Genomic DNA, 21050 nt, shown 5'->3' on the forward strand with positions numbered 1-21050 from the left:
GTTCTTTAGAACGCAGAGAAAATATGAAATGGTTGATGGAACACTATAAAATATCATTTTCATTTTTTGATGCGGTCGATGCAAAAAAATTGACCAAACAAGAGCGTGAATTAGCTGATCTTGATTTGGCGAAACGATACTGTGGCCATAATCTTAGTGTCTCTGAGATAGCGTGTGCACTGAGCCACATAAAACTATATGAAAAACAAGTAAATGAAAATATTGAAAGAATGCTTATTCTTGAAGATGATGCACATATTCATATGAACTTTAAAGAAATTGTAAGCGTTTTATTGAATACATCTAATCATGACTTGGTATATCTTTATCACGGGAAAGCAAAAAAGTGGCCTTTTTATTCTAATTTGGCTCACGGATATCGACTTCACAAATATAGGAAGCCTTCAAAAAATTCCAAAAGAGGGATTATGGGGGCTGTAGGATACATTTTGACATTAAATGGTGCTAAAAAACTACTTAAAGTGGCTTATCCCATTCGAATGCCGGCAGACTACCTTCTGGGCAGATTACAACTTAATAATTTAAATGCATCAGGTGTTGAGCCATCGTGTATAGATGTAGATCTTGTTAAAACGACCATAGAAGACAGAGCCTATGGCCATTATCTTGAGCAAAAATGTGACAAAGAGTGACTGCCAGGATTGAGTTATTATGAATCTAAAGAAGATCCTCAAATTCCATTTTGCTCGTCGTTTGATTGCTGCGCAATCGGCACCTGTTCGACCTGATAAGATTATCCGCTCTTTACTAGTGGTTTGTTTTGATGCTATCGGCGACTTTGTGCTGTCTTTGCCTGCACTGGATGCCCTCAAACGGCGCTATCCCGATGCCACGATCGAGCTGCTCTGCAGCCCACGTAATCTGGAGTTAGCTCGAAAGGTGGATGGTGTCTTGGCCTGTCACCCGATCACGCTGAATGACCGTCTGTGGGATGCCGATGGTTGGCGTCAGTTGCGAGCATTGAAGGCACGACAGTTTGATTTGGTGATCAATCTTTTTGATGAGCCGGACGAGCTCGCTATGGCCAAGATGCTGTTTGTTGCCAATGGCCGTCTGGTCTCTCTTCCGCTTCGGCACAAGAGTGACAATCAGCAGAAATTGCTGCCCGATTTCCGGCTGAGAGCTCGTGAAGTGGCCGCCGCTGGCGAGCCTCACTTCGTCAACAGGATGCTGGCGATTGTTGAGGGGAAAACCTTCGCAACCAACATACCCTGTCCTTGCAATCCCGATTATGAGACCCGCAGTTTTGGGCGTTATGTGATCGTCAATCTGGCCGGGAGCCAGCGTGGCAATACCATGGGTCGTGAGCTGCAAGGTGAGCTGTTGCGGGCCCTGCCTGCTCACGACAATCTTCGCTATCTGCTGTTTAGTCGCGAGCCTCTAGCTGTTGCCAGGCCGGATCTCACCGCCATCTATCCCGATTCCATTCTGGATTCGGCGACTCTGATCCGCGATGCCTGCGCCGTGTTATCCACCGATACCTCGATCATCCACATCGCAGCTTCCTACGAGGTTCCCACCCTGATCTTGATGAACAGCGAGCCATGGCGTGATGCATTTATTCCGCTTTATGGTTCCCATCAGCTGGTGAGAGCCCCAGGAGATAGCCTCTCTACCCTGAAGGTGGCCGAAGTGACTGCCGCCCTCGACAGCATGCTGGTATCCTGATCCCCTTTGTTTGCATTCCGAGGTCTCCATGGGGCTGATTAATGAGCTGCAACTGGCGCGCGATGTATTGCGTCGCCGGTTGGGTCGCTGGTTGTTTGACCGGGCGCGCAGTCGCCCAGCTGACGATGGCAGTGGCAAGGTGGTGCTGCTTCGTTGGGATGCCAAGCTGGGTGATGCCATCGTCTCTTCCTGGGTAGCACGGGAAATCCGTCGGGCCCAGCCCGCACGGGAAGTGTGGGTCGTGACGACCAGTGCCATGGCTCCGCTATTTCGTGACCATCTGGGGGCCGATCGTGTGATTGAAGTGCCCAAACGGCCAGGCTATGGCGAGCTCAAGCGGTTGGCACACTCTCTTGGCCGGGTCGGATATCTGGTCCATCTTGGCAAGTCACTGAAGATGAAAGATATCTACTTTTTGAATCAGGTCGATGCCTGCCACATTGCGGGCATGGATGATGAGCTGGCTTCCATTGATATCAAGCTTGGCGAGCGCACTGCAGGTCGTCACTTCGCCGACAAGTTTGCGGTGCTGCTGGACAGCATGGGGATTCACGATCCCGATACCCGATATGTGATCCCTCATAGTCCCGAGTGGGAGCAAAATCTGGCAGCATGGTGGCCTGCCACGCAGCAGGTGATCGCGTTTAACCCGTATGGCAGTGGCGGTGCCCGCCGTCTGCGGCCGGATATGATTGCCCGCATGCTGGAGCTGATGCTGATCCATTGTCCGCAAACTCTCTGCCTGCTGTTTCCGCCCGGAATGGAGCAGGAAGTTGCCACATTGCGCGAGAAAGCCAGCGAGCCTGCTCGGGTTCTGCTGTCGCCAGAGATCCCCTCGCTTGGCGGACTCTTTACCCAGCTGCGTCACTCGGTTGGTCTGGTGTCGGTTGATACCGCCACCGTACATATTGCGGCGGGGCTGGCCTTGCCGATCCTGGGGCTCTATAACCCGGATCTGGGTGGGGGAGGCGAAAACTACGCGGAGTGGCACCCCAACACTCAGGATGCGATGACGTTGTTTTCCAAGTCGCTGGTCAGCCAGGATATCAATTCGCTGGATATGAACGAATTCGAGCAGACCTTCTCCAGATGGATAGTCTCGGTGAATAAAGAAAGCACGATATAAGAAGGGAGCAAAGGGATTGAACAATGTAAACAAGTGGCGTGGGTCTGACGGGTTATTTTACTTGGGGTTAATCGGGGGAGTGCTGATTTCCCTGCTTTTCTTCCAGCAGCAACTGCTCACCGGCGACCAGACCCAGATGCTTCACAAGGGCTACCTGGGGGCTTATGAGGGAGTCTGGCTTAGCTATGGCAATGCGGCGAGTGCGGTGGGCAATGTGCCGGGCAGCTTGTCGGCCTGGCTGATTGGCGGGCCACTGCTGCTGTGGGATTCACCTTACGCGCCCATGCTGCTGCTGCTGGTTATGCGGTTGGTCGGTTTCCTGCTGTTTGATGCGGTGATCCGCCAGGTGTTTGATGACCGTGTATTGAATGGCAATGTATTGAATAGCAATGTGGTGCGGTTGCTGTTTCTGGTGCTCTGCTGGCTCAACCCCTGGTTCCAGTACGAGAGCCTGCTCTACAACCCCTCCTATCTGTTCCTCTTCTCGGCTATGCACTGCTGGTCGGCCTGGCATATGCGCGAGCGGGCCTCCTTCTGGCACATGATCGTTCATCTGCTGGCCATCGGCATGGCGATGCAGTTGCACTACTCCTGGCCGCTGCTGGCGGTGATGTCCACCTACTTCTTCTGGCGCCGCATTCTCAAGGTGAGCTGGAGCGGGGTGGTGGTGGCCGCCCTGTTGATCGGTGCATCCCTGATCCCTTATGCCATGGAAGTGATGAGCAATAGCCACATCACCCAGAACGTCGATCCCGAGGCGCGGCAGCGCTATATCGGCTGGGGGCTGGTACACGTCTATCCGGTGCTGAAATCGGTGATCTACTGGCTGCGCTACGGCTCCTGGCTGTTTGCCAGCAAGCTGGTCAACGACACCCAGTTCATCTGGCTGGCGGGGCACGAATATCTGCAGCTGGCGGCAGTCTGGCTGTGGCGGGTGGTGATCTACGGGGTGGGCGCGGCGACCGTGTTGCTGGCGGCCAAGGCCAACTGGCAACTGTGGCGTGAACTCAAGCCACGCCTGCTGCGCAGTGATCGTGCCGAGGTGAATGGCGAGAGCTGGCTCGGCCTCTATGCGCTGGCGGCCGTGCTGGCGGTGCTGGTGAGTGCGGCGCTGTCGCCCATCATCTTCAACTACTGGCACCTGATGCTAATCTTCCCCTATGCTCTGTTCCCGATGCTGCTGTTGCTGGTGCGCTGGAGCCGTCGCTATCCACAGTGGGTTGGCAAGGGGCTGCTGGCTGCGACCCTGTTCTGCACCGCAGTGAACCTGATTGCGGCGTGCGACAGCACCAAGTTCTCCTATCAGGCGGACTACAAAACCCAGGTGCTGGAGTATCTGCAGGAGATGAAGCTGCAACCCAAGCTGTAACCCCTGGCCTGCCAGCGCCCTCGCTGTGAGGGCGCTGGCAATCGTTCACTATTCGAAACGATCCATATGGGCGAAGTTTTTGGCTTCGGCAACCCAGCCTTCACGTCCCTGCCTGTCCCTGATCTTCACCCACCACTGGCTCTTCGGCGTAGCACCATATTTGATCTGGTTGCGCTCGTAGTCATAGTCCAGGGTGTAGGTCTTTCCCTTGTACCAGAACTGCATCGCCCCTTCCCCGAGGCTGGCCAGCGTATACAGCTGTTCGCCCGCCTTCAGCTTGAGCAGCGGGCCTTCACCCTTGTCGTTATAACCGAGCGTGACCGGTTTCAGAACCTTGACTATCCCCGGCTTCTCGACGATGACCACACCGGTCAGTCCCTCTACATTCTGGCCGCGTGGTACCTTGAACAGGGTTTTGGCGGTCAGCGAAGGCTCGGCTCTGGCGACCACCTCCTGTTTGGTGGTCCATTGCTGATAGGTGCACCCTTCAAACGGACAACCGCCCCAGTCATAGTAAGGCACGGGTGGTTTTTCATTGGCGCTGGCAGTTGCAGCAAAAAAAGACAAAGCAATCAGTAACACTCTCATAAAGATACCGGCCAAGCGGAGTGGATGAATTGAGGTGGCAATATATCCAATGAGAAAAAGCCAAGCAAAACAATGAGATTGTTGATTTCATTAACAATAGTGAGTCTGGTTGATATCGGTGGAAATTGGGGGAAACAGGGGCCACAGAACGGCGGGAGCAGATAGCCCACCCCTTTGCCTTGTGCCATGCTGATGGCTATCGGGGCATCGGGTCGGCACTTATGGGCATCTCTCGTTCGGGTATGCGTTTGGTATTACTGCTATCGGCACTTCTTCTCCCTTTTATGACCATCAGCCAAGCCGTGGCGGTCAACGCGCCACTGCGGGGATGCGTCTTCCAGCTGGCGCCGCTGGTCACCATCGATCAGCAGGGCAAGGTCTCCGGGCCGGTGATCGACTACTTTCGCCGTCATATCGAACCCGCGATCGGGCGCACCATCGAGTGGCAGGGGCTCAATGTGGCGCGGCTGCTGAGCAACCTCGAGAGCGGCGAGTGCGAGCTGACCCCGCTGCTGAGTTACAGCCCCGAGCGGGCTCGCCACTTTCGCTATATCGACCCCCACCTGTTGCTGCTGCGGCCGGTGCTGGTGGTACTGGTGCCATCGCGACTTCACTCGGTCGAGCGGCAGGAAGATCTCTACGGCACCACCATCGGCTGGTCGAGTCAGGCGATCGTGCCGCCGCTGTTGCAGCATCCGCAGATCCATATCGACACCCTCTCCCAGCTCAGCTGGGAGCATGGCAACATGCAGAAGTTGCTGCGCGGGCGCATCGATGCAGCGCTCTTCTCCAACGATATCTCCGCCAACCATTTTCGCGCCCGGCTCTCTGCGGCGACCCGCCTCATCTACCTGCCGGTCACTCCGCTCGAGGTACATATCGTGCTGACCAAGTCGCTGGGGGATGGCAATCCCGAGCTGGTGCAGCACATGCGTCAGGTGGTGGAGCGGGTGCCGCTGGCCTCACTGGTGGAGTCGACCCCGCGGCTGTGGGGGCGTTGAGAGGGGGTTGCGTGCAATAATCTACAAGTCCAACGCCCGCTTCTGGTGTATCTATAACCCATGAATACCACCGATTCCCTCATCCGCTACTGGCAATCCCCGCACCTGCCGGGGGTGGAGCTGTCACACTCCCACCACAGGGCGTTCAGCTACGGCCGCCATGTCCATCTCGACTACCATATCGGGCTGGTGCAGCGGGGTGGCCAGAAGTTTATCCACAAGGGAAACAGTCACCATCTGGTGCGCGGGGTGCTCTCTACCGTCAACCCGGATGAGGTGCACGACGGCCTCAGCCTGCTGCCGGAAGGGTACGAGGTACGGGTCTTCGCTATCGATCCGCAGCAGCTGGCGCTCTGGCTGCCGGAGCAGGCGGAACCCTTCTTCGACAAGGGATTACAGAGCCGCCCCGACCTTTATCAGGGCTTCGCCCAGTTGCACGGCTATCTCGACAACCCCAAGGCCGATGGCTTGCTGATCGAGAGCCAGCTGCTCGCCCTGCTGGGGGAGCTGCTGCATCTGGCCCCCGAGGTACACCCGCTGGCCGATCCCCAGCTTAGATTTTTGCGCGACTACCTGATGGCCGCCCTCGATGAGCCCCACTCGCTGGAAGAGCTGGCGGGGCTGCTCGGGCTCGATCGCTTCGCCTTCCTGCGCCAGTTCAAGAAACGCAGCGGCATGACTCCCTACGCCTGGCTGAAACGGCTGCGGCTGGAGCATGGTAAGCGGCTGCTGGCGAGCGGCATGGCGGTGAGCGAGGTGGCGCTGGCGGTCGGCTTCTTCGATCAGAGTCACTTCCACCACGGCTTTCGCCAGGCATTCGGTCTGACGCCCGCCGAATTTCGTGCCCAGATGCAATCTTTTACAAGCCGCGCCCCCCGCTGATCCGCCATGCTGACTCTCCGTCGTTAAAGCGAGAGTTGTTATGCTGACCAGTCTGTTCGTTACCCTCGGCCTGATGCACCTGATTGCACTGGCCAGCCCCGGCCCCGATTTCGCCCTGATCCTGCGCACCAGCCTGCACCGGCCAACCGCCCTTGGCGCGGCGCTGGGCATCTCGCTGGCGATCATGGTGCACGCCACCTTCAGCCTGACCGGGATCAGCATGCTGATCGCCAGTCACCCGCTGCTGTTTATGGTGATCAAGTGCTGCGGCGCTCTCTATCTGGGCTGGTTGGGGTGGGGTGCCTTGATGGCAGCTCGCCAGCAGAGCAGCACCGTGATGGCCAATGCCGCCAACGAGCTGCGCGGCTGGGGCAGGGGCGTGCGTGCCGGTATCGCCACTAATCTGCTCAACCCCAAGGCGCTGGTGTTCTTTATCGGTCTGCTGGCCGCCATGGTGACGCCACAGGTGGATGGGGTGACCCGCGGCCTGCTGGTGGGCGAGCTCTTTATCATCTCCCTCTGCTGGTTCGGGCTGCTGGCGTGGAGCCTCTCCACCGATCGTGCCCAGCGCCTGCTGCTGCGGGTGCAGCGGCCGCTCAATCTGGTGACCGGTGTGTTGTTTGCGGTGGTCAGCCTCTCCATTCTGGCGAGCATGGGCGCCGAGCTGGTGGCCTGACGAGTCGGCGCAGGGGCCTATACTCCATCAAGGTTTACCTGTCAGGAGTGTCCGGCCATGCGTCTACTGCCTCTTTGCTGGTTGTTGGGGATGGCCCCGGCGCTGGCGGCCCCGGTTCAGCTCAAATTGCTGGAGTGGGGCTATCTGCCAGCGGGTTATGAACAACAGTTTGCCGACTACGCCAAAGCCCATGGGGTGGAGGCGACGGTCAGCCGGATCGAGCCGCTGCTGACCGATTTCGACAGCGTCTACCGCGCCCTGCGCACCCGCAGCGCCGATGTGGTGCTGCCGACCAGCTACTTCTACAAGGCCCATCACCAGCCGCTGTTCAAGTTGCTGCTCCCCATCGATTTCAGTCGCCTGCAGCACTACGCCGAGGTGAAGCCCGCCCTCAAGAACACCGAGTATGACAAGCAGGGGGAGCGCAACTACTCGGTGCCCTTCTCCTACGCCATGTTCAGCCTCGCCTACGACAGCAAACAGGTGCCGCAAGCGCCCACCAGTTGGCAGGTGCTCGCCAGCAGCCCGCCGTCGGGCCAGTTTGCCGAGTTCTGCGACCAGTTCGAACCGCTGCTGTTTTCGGTGCTGCTCTCCCTTGGCAAGTCGCCCGCCCTGTTTGCCAGCGGCGAGATGCTGGCCGACAAGACCTTGCAGCAAGAGGTGGAACAGCAGCTCTCGCAGCGGCTGCAAGCCAGCCGTGGCTTCTGGTTCAATCAGGCCAACCGCTGTGAGGATCTGCGCCAGCAGACCTTTGCCACCACCTGGGGGTTGGAGCTGGTGGAGTGCAACAAGCAGAACGACCAGCAGTGGCGGATCGCCATGGTGCAGGAGGGGGCCATCTATGCCCTCGATGCGCTCTCCATCGCCCGCCATGTTGGCGATGATCCCGCACGGCTCAAGGCCGCATACCTGCTGGTGGATTTTCTGCTGAGCGCCCCGTTGCAACGCCAGATGCTGGTGGGCACGCCCACCATCTCGGCCAGCAATGTCGGCTCCCGTCCGCCCCTCAGCCCGCAGGAGCAGGCGGTGTTGCCGGATCGCCCGCTGCCGGAGTTTGATGAGCGGCTGCTGGTGCCCGCGCTGCCTGCCCATATCAAGAATCGCTACAAACGGATGGTGCAGCAGGCGATCGTCGCCAGCGGCAAAGAGGGGCTGGTCAAGCAGTGCCCCTGGGATCTCGAGAACTGATGAGTGGGTCTGCCGCTTGTCCGGCGGCAGACCCGTTGCGCAGGATGGCGGGTGATCGGTCATCGCACGTTCCGAGGCATTTCTCGTTCAACGCCGCCGCTTGCTGACCTGCATCGTTTGACAAAACAGAACGCCTGCCACAGCTTCATTTAGCAGGATTAAACAACCGAACTCTCGCCGGATCGCCGCTCATACCTTGGCCGACCCTGTACAAACGCGCCGCAATTGTGACAACTTGGATGTGAGCTGAACAATCTTGATCTGTCGCTTGTGAGAAGGTGGCGAATAGGTTATTTCTCTGTGACATTGGCGGCTTCCAGCACGGGATCTCCAGCCATGTGGTGCGAAATCCACAGCAAAAACAAACAGTAAAATGCAGGAGCAAATATGAAAAAGGTCGTGATGGTTGCCGTGGCTGCGGTTCTTCTGGGTGGCTGCGCCGTCAAAAATCAGGTCTCCTACAGCTTGCAGTCACTGCAAACTGTTCCCTTCAGCGCCTTCCAGCCGAGCGAGAGCAACCCCAACCAGCGCGTCTACAAGGAGCCCGGTGTTGACCTGCGCCAATATAACGAGGTGCTGCTCGATCCGCTGCAGTTTATCCGTCAGGAGAATGGCCAGTGGTATCTGCTGACCGCCAACGACCAGAACCAGATTGGTCGCTACTACCACGACACCTTCCAGCGCGAGCTGATCAAACACGGTGTCAAGATTGCCACCGCCCCCGGCCCGAAGGTCATGCGGGTCCAGGCTGCCGTCACCAACTTCGACCTGACCCGCCCCGACCCCAAACTGCGTGACTTGCTGCCCGCCAAGATCGCCATCAACGTCACTCGTGAAGTGATCGGCAAGGAGCCCTACCTGCTCAAGGTGGGCAGCATGGCGCAACTGCTCGACTCCCAGAGCGGCAAGCTGCTGGTGCGGGTGATGGATGCCCGCGAGAGTCCGGACACCACCCACAAGGATTCGCCTATCACCGCTGGGGAGATGGAGAAGATGATCGACCAGTGGGCGGCCAATCGTGCCAAACAGCTGGCGGACAATATTGGTAAATAAGAGTGGAAAATAGGTATCCGAAAACAGGTGCCGACCAGATCGAGAGAGGGAGCCAGCGGCTCCCTCTTTGTTGTCTGCATTTTTGTCCGCACCGCTGCGCTGGCATGACCGGCCAGCCCTTGCAGGATGGGAATTGCCCCGCAGCCGAGTCAGCCGTTTCGCTATCCGCAGCGAAACCGCCCGCCGATTTCTGCTTTTCTCCCCCGCATTTTGGCAGTTAGGATGACCCTTCCGTGACCGCATCCTCATAGCATAAGGAACCACTATGACCCGTCACCCCAACATCAAACATTGGCGCGAGCTGCAAGACGCGGAGCCGGGATCATACCCCGGCAGCGAGGAGCGGATGTCCCTCGGCAGCGCGCTGGGCAGGCACTTTGGCTTTAGCCGAATCGGCATTCACCACGAGCTGGTGGCGCCCGGCCACCGTACCAGCTGGCCCCATGCCGAAGAGACCGAAGACGAGTTCGTTCACGTGCTGGAAGGGACGCCGGATGTCTGGCTCGATGGGGTGCTCTATAGGTTGCAACCGGGCGACTCGGTCGGCTTCAAGGCCGGTGACGGGCTGGCCCACGCCTTTATCAACAACACCGAGGAGCCGGTGCGGCTGCTCTGCATCGGCGACACGGACCGGGAGGACAACCGCATCCACTACGCCGTTCACCCCGAGCGCAACATCACCCTCGGCAAGCTGCACTGGGATGACGTGCCCGAGCGCGAGCTGGGGGATCATGACGGCCTGCCCGACAAGCTGCGCGAGAGCAACGGCCCCTTCTAGGGCGCAGCTCTTCTGCAGACCAGCCCAGCGCCACCCGATATAAAAAAGCCTGCCGCGTGGCAGGCTTTTGCTATCTGTTTGCCGCCTGTGGCGAGCGGCGCTTATTGCAGGTTGAGCCCGCCCAGATAGTCGCGCTTGCCGAGATCGACCCCGGCTTGGCGCAGCAGGGCGTAGGCCATGGTGAGGTGGAAGTAGAAGTTGGGAATGCCGTACTCATGGACGCAGGTATGGCCATCCATCCCCTTGCCGCCCGCCCAGTGGGGCACGTAACGACCGCTGGCGTACTGGCTGTAGTCCGCCTCCAGCTTGCCCTGCAGATAGCTGATGGTCTTGCCGATATGGGCGCGCAGATCCGCGATCGTTTTAGGGTCATCCCCCAGCACCGGCAGCTCGCTGTGGCTGGCGGTGGCCACCACGGCGCGGGCCGAATCGCAGCAGATCAACACCTGCTTGGACAGCGGCAACATATCGACGATCAGCCGCTCGCCGAAGAAGTTCTCCACGTTGAACTGCTTCGCCGCGGCATGGGCCTCGGCCTTGGCCAGACAGTGGTCGAGGTTGGTCAGCATCTTGATAAACTGGGCGGTAATGTCGCGATTCATGAGCACTCTCCATCTTGTTGAAACAGTGGCCCGCTGGCGCGGCCACAGTGAATGAGACTGGCTAATCGGCCACCAATATACCCCAACCGCTGCCGGGTTCGAGCCCGCCACGACGAAAAGGGCAGGGGAGGCGACTGCGCGCGACAACCGCTGGCCAAGCGGCCATGCTCGCTTTTTGAACCTGCGAGTCCCTTATCGCCCCTTTTTTGATCTGTGACATAAATCACTTTTTTTCGGGGGCGTAGGCTGAATGCCGTTGTCCTGGACACGCGCTTGCGCATCCGCCAGGACACAAGAAAAGGAGAATGAAATGAAGATCTATGACCGTAACCGCAATGTGCTGAACCTGGGTCAGCGCGTGATGATTGCCGCCACTGGCGCAGTCGACTTTCTGAAAGAGGCCCACACCGACCACATGACCCCCTATCAGGCGGAGCATGAGAAGTGCGTGCTGCTGGCAAACACTCAAGAGCGTTACGCGCCCATCGAGTTGATTAGACTAGGCTGATCCCTTTCCCTGTCACCCTACTCTTTACAATTCACCCGGCCACCGCGCCCCATCTGGCGGCCGGGTTTCTGAGTTCTCCCACCTTCATCCCACCAAATGCTGAAAAATTGAACCGGGTCACATCCCGCTCGATTTGAGCGATTGTCAGCCAGCGCAGGCCAAGCAGTTTGTGGCGCCCAAGGATGCGGCCAACCTCTATATCTATCGCAACGAGACCTTCGGGGCGGCCGTTAAAATGCAGCTGCTGGTGGATGGTATGGCGGTCGGCGATACCGTGGCCCACACCTATATCCTCAAGCAGGTGACGCCGGGCAGCCACACCATCACCTCCAAGTCGGAGAACGATGCCACCCTGACCCTCAGCACCGAGGCGGGTAAAAACTACTACGTCTGGCAGGAGGTCAAGATGGGCCTGCTGATGGCCCGCTCCAAGCTGAGTCAGGTCAGTGAGGAGGAGGGCAAGCAAGGGGTGATGGAGAGCAAGTTGGTCAAGTGATCAGATACCTTCGCCAAACAAACAGGGTGTAGCGTTACCAGCTACGCCCTGCTCAGGAAGGTGGATGACCTAGGATATCTTCTGCTCTAACGTTGATGTTGATATTGCTTCAACTTTTCGTAGAACTGACTTAACTCATCGCTGGTTAACTCACTCAATTCCTTCCTGCAAAGATCTATGGCTTCTTGATCTTGATTTATTAATGTTAGGTAAATAGCTTTGTAACGAATAAAGCTCCCGTAAGTTTGCGATTTAGGGGAATCAGTTTGCTCCAACCTTTCGATGGCATATTTTAACTTTTCAAGATTTTTATATTGAATTGACAAGTCACATAAAGTCAAAACAGGATACTTAATGTCTGGGAAGTCCAAAATTCCTTGTTCTATAACAGAAAAGGCTTCGTCAATTTTACTATCTATCTTTGCAAGAGCCTTAGCTTTAGCCGAACAGTATATTTCCTGTGAACGTTGGGCCGGATTTGATTTTAGTTTTTCTAGGATTTCCTCAACAACACTTACATCTATATTTGCTATATCCTTATAGATTAGGCAATTGAAATAGTTGTTTGCATGGATAGGATTGTTTTTTTGTTTTTCATAAACATCTTTTGCAAGCCCGAGCGCAAGATTATATTCTTCATTTTGTAAATAAAGCAGTACTAGCTCACTTTTCGCTTTGTTATCGTTGGGGCGCTTTGCTAACACTCGCTTGTAGGATTCAATAGCCCGAGTTCTTTGACGCGTGATTCTGAAATAGAAGCCATGAAGAAATGAACTATCTGGCTCTTTAATATGCCTTACCACATTAAAAAACTCTTTGTCATGTAGCCTAGCTAATGACTGACACTTCATGAACATGATATGGTAAATAATACCCTCATGCATATACTGAGAGTTATCGAGTACTCTGTTTGCTAATCTTATGGCCTCTTTATAATTCGCTGAACCGCCTTTCTCATACAATGCTTTTATTGTTTTCACAAAGTACGAAGGCACTAGAATTCGGTTATCTATTTCTTGTCCTGATTTGATCGCTTCTTGTATTGAAAAAATGTACTCTGACAAATCTCTATTATCATCTGTATATTCTGCAATGAATTCCTTAATATGCTCTTTGAGAACTTTATCATACTCCAAAGATGTCCCAAACTTACTTCTAGATATATAGTCCTGTATGACCTGATTCACTCTGATGTAATCGTTATTAACTCCAAGATGCTCGCAAATCGACAGATTAATAAAGATTTGAGTTAGGGGGTAAAATGCATTTTCATCAACCAATGAAAATAAAAACTCATAGCTTATAAACTCGAATTTTGAAAGAAAGTATAGGAAGCTTAGTTTTTCCTCATCATCATGGAAGCTTTCTATTATTACTTTTGCTTTATCATTGGCATATTCTCTTATCGCATGTGCATCTTTCTTAGCCGCATAAAGGCTACTATCGCATATGGTGTCAACAGCAAAAAGCACTTGCTCTGGATATCCTGATAACAAGTCTGAGAAAAATTTCAGGTCATCCCGTTCTAGTTCTAAACCTCTGAATTGAGCATAACGCTTTAGTAACCCCCTTCGCTCATTAACATTTAACTCAGGAATTTCTTCGAAATAATATTCTGGATTCCTATTGGTGAAAGATTTATTGCCACGAAACATTGAGGCTATGCAAAATGTTAAATGTCCATGTGACTTAATGCGATCAATTATATTTATGAACCAACTTATAATGCTACTATCTGGCTGAATTATAGCGCCTTTGTCTTCAATGAGAATACGCTCTTTTTCGTCGATTATTCCTTCGACGAGTTGTACAGCAATATTTATCTTATCATCAATGGGGGTGGTCATTAAATCTCGGATTTCACCTATATCAGAAAGACCAAGGTCATCAATTTTTAATATGAAATCCTCAATGCTGTCTGTTTGCTCCATTTGAATTATGGGGAACTCGTATGACTCTCTTACTATGGTGGATTTAGTGAGCGCATTTTTAATGAACGATTTTCGCCCAATAGAGTTTAACCCTGATGCAACAAACACTATTGGTGTGGGTTTGTCAAAATCATCAAAGCGTTGTTCCACATTGGTTGTTTTATCATTTCTTCCGACATAAATTTGTTGGCGTTCTTTTAATGTTGGGTGTGTTTTAAAGGCAATCTCTCTCAATCTTGCATTTATTTTTCTGATCGCCACTTTGGTCTTTTTTATTGGTTGAATATTGAAGCCATTCTTCATCCATAATGGAATTCGAGCATCAGTATAATCAATTTTATTGTCAATTATTATAGGGTAAATACGTTGAATATGACCAGTATCTACTTTGGTCTTTGCTAGTTGAATTTCATGTTTAACCCATTCTGACTCAAGGGCTGCATCAGATAAAAACAAAACAAATAATGATGTATCATCCAAACCATTAATTATCTCCTCAGCCGGAGACATCCCTTTTTCAAAAGTTTGCTCATCAAATATTCTTGTTTCTCTACGGAGTCCAGATGCGACTTCTCGGACATATTCTTTGTCTTTGGAGCTATGAGATAGAAAACACTTTATCATACAGGGATCTCTATATAAGATTAAAAATGAACTAACATCAACAGTTTACGTGAGCTGAGAGCTTCTTTGGAAGAAAAGTATCTGAACTAAGTCACATAATTGATATGTGTTCAGCTCATAGGTCCGAATAGCGAGGCGTATTCGGACGATCGCGTCATTAAAACTGTCGCTATGAACAATAGATAAAAACAACCCGGCCTAAGCCGGGTTGGTTTTTTCAAAAGGCGGGAAAAATCACAGCGCTTCCAATCTGGCATACGCCGTCACCAGCCACTTGGCGCCGACGTCGTCGAACTGGATCTGTACCCGGCTCTGCTGGCCGACCCCTTCGAAGTTGAGTACCACCCCTTCGCCGAATTTCGGATGGAGCACCCGCTGGCCGAGCTTGATGCCGCTGGCGTCGAAGCTCTGCTGCACCTCGTTCTGGCTAAAGCGGCCGTACTGGGTGGGGCGGCTGACCTGAGTGCGCAGCCGGATCTCCTCCAGACACTCGGCGGGCATCTCGCGGATAAAGCGGCTCGGCTTGTGGAACATCTCGCGGCCGTAGATGCGGCGGCTCTCGGCATAACAGATGTAGAGCTTCTCCATGGCGCGGGTCATACCGACGTAACAGAGGCGGCGCTCTTCTTCGAGGCGGCCCGACTCCTCGGTGGATTGCTGGCTGGGGAACATCCCCTCTTCGACACCGACCAGCAGCACCAGCGGGAACTCCAGCCCCTTGGCACTGTGCAAGGTCATCAGCTGCACCGCATCGGCATATTCGTCCGCCTGATTCTCGCCGGACTCCAGCGCCGCGTGGGCGAGGAAGGCGGAGAGATCGCTCATGTCTTCCAGCTCGTCCGGGCGCTGGTACTGGCGGCAGGCGGTGACCAGTTCGTCCAGGTTCTCTACCCGCGCCTGGGATTTCTCGCCTTTTTCCGCCAGATACATGGCTTTGAGGCCGGAGTTCTGGATGGCGATATCGGCCTGCTGGTGCAGCGGCAGCATGCCGACCTGCTCTTCCAGTGCGTCGATGAGATCGACAAAGCCGCGCACCGCGTTGCCGGCGCGACCGGTCAGCACCTTGTCGTTGAGCAGCGCCTTGGCCGATTGCCACAGGTTGAGCCCCTGATCGCGGGCGTTGCCACGCAGGATCTCGAGGGTGCGATCGCCGATGCCACGGGTCGGGGTGTTGACCACCCGCTCGAAGCTGGCGTCGTCGCCACGGTTGTTGATAAGACGCAGGTAGGCCATGGCGTCTTTAATCTCTTGCCGCTCGAAGAAGCGCAGGCCACCGTAGATGCGATAGGGCATGGCGTCCTGCATCAGCGCCTCTTCCAGCACCCGCGACTGGGCGTTGGAGCGATAGAGGATGGCGCAGTCGGCCAGGAGGCCGCCCTTTTCCTTCCAGTCCTTGAGACGGCCGACCACGAAGCGCGCTTCGTCCACCTCGTTGAAGGCGGCGTAGAGCGAAATCGGGTCGCCCTCGGCCCCTTCGGTCCACAGCTCTTTGCCAAGGCGTTCGGCGTTGTTGGCGATCACGCTGTTGGCGGCCTTGAGGATATTGGCGGTGGAGCGGTAGTTCTGCTCGAGGCGGATGGTCTCGGCGCCCTGATAGTCGGTCAGGAATCGCTGGATGTTCTCGATCTTGGCGCCGCGCCAGCCGTAGATGGACTGGTCATCGTCGCCGACGATCATCACCTTGCCGCTGTTGCCCGCCAGCATGCGCAGCCAGGCGTACTGGATGCCGTTGGTATCCTGAAATTCGTCCACCAGGATGTTCTGGAAGCGGTCGCGGTAGTGCTCGAGGATGTGCGGTTTGTTGAGCCACAGCTCGTGGGCGCGCAGCAGCAGCTCGGCGAAATCTACCAGACCGGAGCGATCGCAGGTCTCCTGATAGGTCTTGTAGATCTGCTGATAGGTGCGGGTGACGGGGTCGCCGTAAAGATCGATGTCGCCGGGGCGCAAGCCCTCGTCCTTCTTGCCGTTGATGTAGCTCATCACGGCGCGCGGGGCCCAGTGCTTCTCGTCGAGGTTGAGCGCCTTGATGACGCGGCGAATGAGGCGGTACTGGTCGTCGGAGTCGAGGATCTGGAAATCCTGCGGCAGCCCAGCATCCAGATGGTGGGCCCGCAGCAATCGGTGGGCGATACCGTGGAAGGTGCCGATCCACATGCCGCGCACGCCGTCGCCAATCACTTTCTCGACCCGGCCGCGCATCTCGGCCGCCGCCTTGTTGGTAAAGGTGACCGCGATGATGGAGAAGGGTGAACAGCGTTCCACCTGCATCAGCCAGGCGATACGGTGCACCAGCACCCGGGTCTTGCCCGAACCGGCACCGGCCAGCACCAGCAGATTGCTACGGGGCGCCGCAACGGCATCTCTTTGCTTGTCGTTGAGCCCGTCGAGCAGGGTTGAAACGTCCATCACCACTCCTGTTTATTTATACAGGCGGGGATTATACGGCCATGTGAATGGAATGGCTAACCTGTTGCGTTAGCGGAGAGAGAGTTGATAGCTGCGTTTGTGTGCAAATGCGTTGCCATTGGTATCAAACAACATGGTTCGTCCGGCCTGTAATTGAAGATCGCTTGGTCGAATGCGGACTTCATGGCTGGAGAAACAGTTCGACGGGTTACAACCATAGGCATTGAATAACACAAGGTCACCGCGACTGTAGGTGCCATGTGTGAATCTAATATTGGTTGATAAGGTTTCAAATGTTCCTTGGCCAAGAGAGACGCTCTGGCTCTGCAAACGGCTAATCGACATCAGACTTAACCAATTTGCGGATTTTATCGTAGAAAAGTCTTCTTGGTATTTGTCGACAGCAATACGGTATTTGAATTTTCCTTCAGAATCATAATAAGACTGCTGCAAATCTGAATATTGAGAAATAACCCCGATGGCGTGAGCCATCGGGGTGAGCAGGCATATAAAAACAATGCCTTTAATCATTTATTCAGAAAGGCTGTTGGAAAGCAGCCAATCACACGATTTTTCTTGCCATCCCAAGTCTGCGGACGGCAGACGAGCTTTACAAGACACGAATACCTTGCCGAAATTCCCGCCTTGTTTTGCCCTGATATCAGCAAACCAGCGCATTGGGATACCTTGAGCATAATTAGGTGTATAGTCAGGATAACCCGTGTCAGGGTTAACGCCCTTGCTTACACTAATAAAATAGAATGGGTTGTAAGAGTAATTTGTGCTCATCTGCTTATAAATATCTCGAACACTACTTTCATCCACACGGCACATAGCTGTGTCAAGGGCTTTGGAGAGGTTGATATCATACTCACCAATAGTTTGCCCTCTATATTTACAATATTCAGTTACGCCAATGGTTACGGCATCGCGGTCGATACCAGAGGAGAAGTAGCTGTTCAGGTTGACGGTGTACTTCGCTTCGACCTGCTTGCCCAGCCACTCGCCTTCATCATCGATCAGCACATAGTCGCTGAGCTCAACAGTGGCCTTTTCTCCTGCGAGGTGTTTTTGCAAGTCATTAAGCATTTCCCGGTTCAAATCAGTTTTTGACTCGGGCAGTGATGTGGCCAGTGTAAGCTTGATGGCTTGCTGCAGTTGCTGTTTGGCTTTTGCCAGTAGTACGCTATAGTTCTGATTGAACTTGAAGAAATTATTATCTTTTAGCAATTCGGCAGGGCGAATATTGATGTTCAGATATTCTGCATCAACGGTTTCAGTGCCAAAAGTAATTTTATGTTCAGTATATCCAGGGTTACCTGACACCCAGTTGTATTTAACACTGAACTTATCAAAGGTGACATTTTCTTGGGCAACTTTGAATTGGCTGGCGGAACCATATTGATAGGCAGAGATTACATTCATTGCCGATGACATGGCCAGAGCAGTTGCGCGGAGTTCCTGAACCTGAGCAAAAGTCAGGGTCAGCTTATCATTATCACCATATTTTGCGAGATAATCAGGCTTGACAATGTTTGCCAATGTATTGCTGATGTTTTCCAACTCCAGCGCATATTTACCCATCAGGCGAGAAATATCTTCTGTTTGTGCTGGTTGCTCTTTGATATTGAAAAAGATCATCTTGCTTGGGTTGACAATAATGTCTAAAACTTTGGCCAGTGATGTCTGGTATCCTTGGCCAAGAGCGGAAGTTGGCTGAATATCAAAGCGGTTGCTGACGATGGGGTCATTGGTGATCTCCATCAAGGTAATGACAGATTTGACCACCTCGCGGTCGGCTTTACCCTGATCGCCTGTTTCTGCGTTCAAGATATCCTTGTATTCGCGCAGTTTGTTTTCAAAGTTGGTTTTTTGCCAATCTTGGTTTTCTTCGAGCAGGCTTCGCAGGACTTTATCTACAGCAACAGATTGGCCATTAATCACTGCCAGCGAGGCATTCATATGTGCTTCGGCAGCTTTTGTATCAACCACTTTTTTGTTGATTTGCGCTTGTTTCAGGGCTTCATTCAGGCTGGTATCAAAAGCGTCATCGCTTTCAAAACGCAGGGAGTTGCCCAACTTGATAACATCGTCTTTGTTCAGAGTAATCCCATTATCGGGAGTGTTGTCTGCATCCATTGTTTGCAGCAGGGCGGCGATACGAATGGCGCGATCTTTGTCACCCTTCTCGGCTATGGTGTATGGGGTCACCATAGTTTGACCCTTTTTAACCTGAGTTGCGCCAAGCGGGATTGAGCCCAGTTTGAAGGCACAGGTGTCGCCATCATTAAAAAGGAACTGGCCTTGCGTGTTAGTGACATCTGAGTAATTGCCGCAGGTGTAGTTCAAACCGGCTACCGCACTATCAATAAAGGTGGCGGTCAAGGCCGGTTTTGTGACATTGCCACCATTATTGCCACTGTCAGTGCTGGCCCCGTCACCACCACCGCCACAACCTGCCAGCGCCAGGCTGGATAACGCCGTTACAACCGATAAAGCCAGAACATTTTTTTTCATTTTTATTTTCCTGAAACAACGATGTATGTGTCACCTGTACCTGGCTGAGGAAGTCATGCAGGAGGGGGTGGCATGGATTAATACACAGTACTCAATTGACATTATTGTTAGTTGCGTTTGAGCCCGCTTGGTAGACATCATACAGAGGCTCATATGGTTTTCATATTGATCTGGACCCCGCCTATTGATGAATTGTGAGATAGCCGAAGTTTCGGATGTATGACGTTTTGCTATGACGAGCAGAGGGAGGAGGGGAGGGGGCGATCCCTTTAACCGAAAAATAGGTAAGCGTAGTTTTGCGAGCCGGATCACGGGCTGGCAGGGGGGGCGGATGAATAAAAGGGGAAAACGGTTTACAGTAAGTTGCTGAACAATAAGTGAAATGTCGTTTGGGTCTTTTTGTTGGTAGCATAAAAAACTGAAAAGCAGCTAAAAAACAACTGCTTATAAGGTTATTTGCTTATAATTCAAACCGTTAACGCAAACGTTTTTCCCTTATCATTTGCTTGACCCGCATCGGGGCTGACTTAGAGTAAGCCTGCGTGCTAGATAGCCTGTTCTGACAGGCAAGCAAGTTCCCTCACTTAATAACAATCAAGGATACGATCGTGACTAAAGTGCTCAAGCTGGCCACCGTGGCCTCCCTCACTCTCGCTGCCCTCTCCGCTCAGGCTGCTTCCGAGCCGGCCGTCATTTATGACACCGCGGGCAAATATGACAAATCATTCAACGAAGCCGTGTTCCGTAACGGCGTCGAGCTCTACAACAAGGACAAAGGGGTCAAGGTCAAAGAGTTTGAACCCCAGAACGAAGCCCAGCGCGAGCAGGGTCTGCGTCGTCTGGCCAGCCGTGGCAACGGCCCGATCGTCGCGGTCGGTTTCAACATGGGTTCTGCCGTCGAGAAAGTGGCGACCGAGTTCCCGAAAACCCAGTTCACCATCATCGACATGGTGGTCGACAAGCCGAACGTCCAGTCCGTCATCTTCAAGGAGCATGAAGGTTCCTTCCTGGTGGGCGCGCTGGCTGCCATTGCTTCCAAGAGCGGCAAGGTCGGCTTCGTGGGCGGCATGGATATCCCGCTGATCCGCAAATTCCAGTGCGGTTACGAGCAGGGTGCCAAGTACGTCAATCCGAAGATCGAGGTGTACCAGAACATGGCGGGCTCTACCCCGGCCGCGTTTGCTGACCCGGCCAAAGGTGCCGAGCTGGCCAAGTCCCAGTTCGCCAAGGGCGCTGACGTGGTTTATGCCGCCGCAGGTGGCACCGGTATCGGTGTCTATCAGGCAGCCAAGGACAGCGGCAAGTTCGCCATCGGTGTGGACTCCAACCAGAACCACCTGCAACCGGGCACCATGCTGACCTCCATGGTCAAGTCTGTGGGTCTGGCCGCTTACCAGACCTGGGATGACGCTGCCAAAGGCGAGTGGAAGCCGGGTATCAAGAACCTGGGTCTGGCCGAAGGCGGTGTGGATTGGGCACTCGACAAGGACAACGAGAAGCTGATCACCCCGGAAATGAAAGCCAAGGTGGATGCCATCAAGGCCGAAATCATCTCTGGCAAGGTCAAAGTTCATGACTACATGAGCGACAACACCTGCAAATACTAATTAGATAGT

General features: G+C 54.0%; 19 protein-coding genes. 13 read left to right on the forward strand and 6 right to left on the reverse strand.

Features of this window, described 5'->3' with window-relative positions:
• Nucleotides 1-23 precede the first annotated feature (23 nt).
• The 4 genes from PG888_RS02830 to PG888_RS02845 all read left to right on the forward strand — a co-directional run bounded on the left by PG888_RS02830 (nucleotide 24) and on the right by PG888_RS02845 (nucleotide 4184).
• Nucleotides 24-653: a glycosyltransferase family 25 protein gene (locus PG888_RS02830; protein WP_270692605.1), complete on the forward strand. Its 630-nt coding sequence runs from the start codon at nucleotides 24-26 to the stop codon at nucleotides 651-653.
• 19 nt (nucleotides 654-672) lie between these two features.
• Nucleotides 673-1689 carry a glycosyltransferase family 9 protein gene (locus tag PG888_RS02835; protein WP_199427807.1) on the forward strand — a complete coding sequence of 339 codons (1017 nt, stop codon included), beginning with the start codon at nucleotides 673-675 and terminating at the stop codon, nucleotides 1687-1689.
• Between the two features lie 28 nt (nucleotides 1690-1717).
• Nucleotides 1718-2815 (forward strand): glycosyltransferase family 9 protein, encoded by a 1098-nt coding sequence (locus PG888_RS02840; protein WP_199427806.1) that lies wholly within the window; start codon nucleotides 1718-1720, stop codon nucleotides 2813-2815.
• Between the two features lie 136 nt (nucleotides 2816-2951).
• Nucleotides 2952-4184, forward strand: coding sequence for a 3-deoxy-D-manno-octulosonic acid transferase (locus PG888_RS02845; RefSeq protein ID WP_333563450.1), 1233 nt, complete (start codon nucleotides 2952-2954; stop codon nucleotides 4182-4184).
• Between the two features lie 48 nt (nucleotides 4185-4232).
• Here the strand turns inward: PG888_RS02845 and PG888_RS02850 are convergent, their stop codons facing one another.
• A complete protein-coding gene (locus tag PG888_RS02850) occupies nucleotides 4233-4706 on the reverse strand; it encodes a hypothetical protein (protein WP_232254364.1) in 474 nt (157 codons plus the stop codon).
• 350 nt (nucleotides 4707-5056) lie between these two features.
• Between PG888_RS02850 and PG888_RS02855 the strand changes: the two genes are divergently transcribed.
• The 6 genes from PG888_RS02855 to PG888_RS02880 all read left to right on the forward strand — a co-directional run bounded on the left by PG888_RS02855 (nucleotide 5057) and on the right by PG888_RS02880 (nucleotide 10350).
• Nucleotides 5057-5773 (forward strand): substrate-binding periplasmic protein, encoded by a 717-nt coding sequence (locus PG888_RS02855; protein WP_042057008.1) that lies wholly within the window; start codon nucleotides 5057-5059, stop codon nucleotides 5771-5773.
• 60 nt (nucleotides 5774-5833) lie between these two features.
• Nucleotides 5834-6655: a helix-turn-helix transcriptional regulator gene (locus PG888_RS02860; RefSeq protein ID WP_270692608.1), complete on the forward strand. Its 822-nt coding sequence runs from the start codon at nucleotides 5834-5836 to the stop codon at nucleotides 6653-6655.
• Between the two features lie 40 nt (nucleotides 6656-6695).
• On the forward strand, nucleotides 6696-7331 hold the full coding sequence (locus PG888_RS02865; RefSeq protein WP_182933267.1) for a LysE family translocator: 636 nt from the start codon (nucleotides 6696-6698) through the stop codon (nucleotides 7329-7331).
• Nucleotides 7332-7388: 57 nt separating this feature from the next.
• Nucleotides 7389-8519, forward strand: coding sequence for an ABC transporter substrate-binding protein (locus tag PG888_RS02870; RefSeq protein WP_270692609.1), 1131 nt, complete (start codon nucleotides 7389-7391; stop codon nucleotides 8517-8519).
• A 387-nt stretch (nucleotides 8520-8906) separates the two neighbouring features.
• Nucleotides 8907-9572, forward strand: a complete 666-nt coding sequence (locus PG888_RS02875) for a DUF3313 domain-containing protein (protein WP_270692610.1) — start codon at nucleotides 8907-8909, stop codon at nucleotides 9570-9572.
• A gap of 265 nt (nucleotides 9573-9837) precedes the next feature.
• On the forward strand, nucleotides 9838-10350 hold the full coding sequence (locus tag PG888_RS02880; RefSeq protein ID WP_270692611.1) for a cupin domain-containing protein: 513 nt from the start codon (nucleotides 9838-9840) through the stop codon (nucleotides 10348-10350).
• A 101-nt stretch (nucleotides 10351-10451) separates the two neighbouring features.
• Here the strand turns inward: PG888_RS02880 and PG888_RS02885 are convergent, their stop codons facing one another.
• Entirely contained in the window at nucleotides 10452-10952 is a 501-nt protein-coding gene (locus PG888_RS02885) for a DUF1993 domain-containing protein (RefSeq protein WP_270692612.1), read from the reverse strand.
• Between the two features lie 310 nt (nucleotides 10953-11262).
• Between PG888_RS02885 and ydfZ the strand changes: the two genes are divergently transcribed.
• Entirely contained in the window at nucleotides 11263-11460 is a 198-nt protein-coding gene (gene ydfZ, locus PG888_RS02890) for a putative selenium delivery protein YdfZ (RefSeq protein ID WP_042018422.1), read from the forward strand.
• Between the two features lie 133 nt (nucleotides 11461-11593).
• The gene (locus PG888_RS02895; RefSeq protein WP_270692613.1) at nucleotides 11594-11956 is read left to right on the forward strand and encodes a DUF2846 domain-containing protein; all 363 of its coding nucleotides are present in this window, start codon (nucleotides 11594-11596) and stop codon (nucleotides 11954-11956) included.
• An 86-nt stretch (nucleotides 11957-12042) separates the two neighbouring features.
• Here the strand turns inward: PG888_RS02895 and PG888_RS02900 are convergent, their stop codons facing one another.
• The 4 genes from PG888_RS02900 to PG888_RS02915 form a co-directional block, all read right to left on the reverse strand.
• Complete coding sequence (locus PG888_RS02900; protein ID WP_270692614.1) at nucleotides 12043-14511, reverse strand: toll/interleukin-1 receptor domain-containing protein; 2469 nt, start codon at nucleotides 14509-14511, stop codon at nucleotides 12043-12045.
• 234 nt (nucleotides 14512-14745) lie between these two features.
• Nucleotides 14746-16917, reverse strand: coding sequence for a DNA helicase II (uvrD, locus tag PG888_RS02905; RefSeq protein WP_270692616.1), 2172 nt, complete (start codon nucleotides 16915-16917; stop codon nucleotides 14746-14748).
• A 69-nt stretch (nucleotides 16918-16986) separates the two neighbouring features.
• A complete protein-coding gene (locus tag PG888_RS02910) occupies nucleotides 16987-17448 on the reverse strand; it encodes a hypothetical protein (RefSeq protein ID WP_270692617.1) in 462 nt (153 codons plus the stop codon).
• A complete protein-coding gene (locus tag PG888_RS02915; RefSeq protein ID WP_270692618.1) occupies nucleotides 17449-19434 on the reverse strand; it encodes a hypothetical protein in 1986 nt (661 codons plus the stop codon).
• A gap of 608 nt (nucleotides 19435-20042) precedes the next feature.
• Between PG888_RS02915 and PG888_RS02920 the strand changes: the two genes are divergently transcribed.
• Nucleotides 20043-21041, forward strand: a complete 999-nt coding sequence (locus PG888_RS02920; RefSeq protein WP_042059443.1) for a BMP family lipoprotein — start codon at nucleotides 20043-20045, stop codon at nucleotides 21039-21041.
• The last annotated feature ends 9 nt before the right edge of the window (nucleotides 21042-21050 follow it).

Source organism: Aeromonas sp. QDB23 (assembly GCF_027707745.1).
In the GTDB taxonomy this organism is placed as follows: domain Bacteria; phylum Pseudomonadota; class Gammaproteobacteria; order Enterobacterales; family Aeromonadaceae; genus Aeromonas; species Aeromonas allosaccharophila.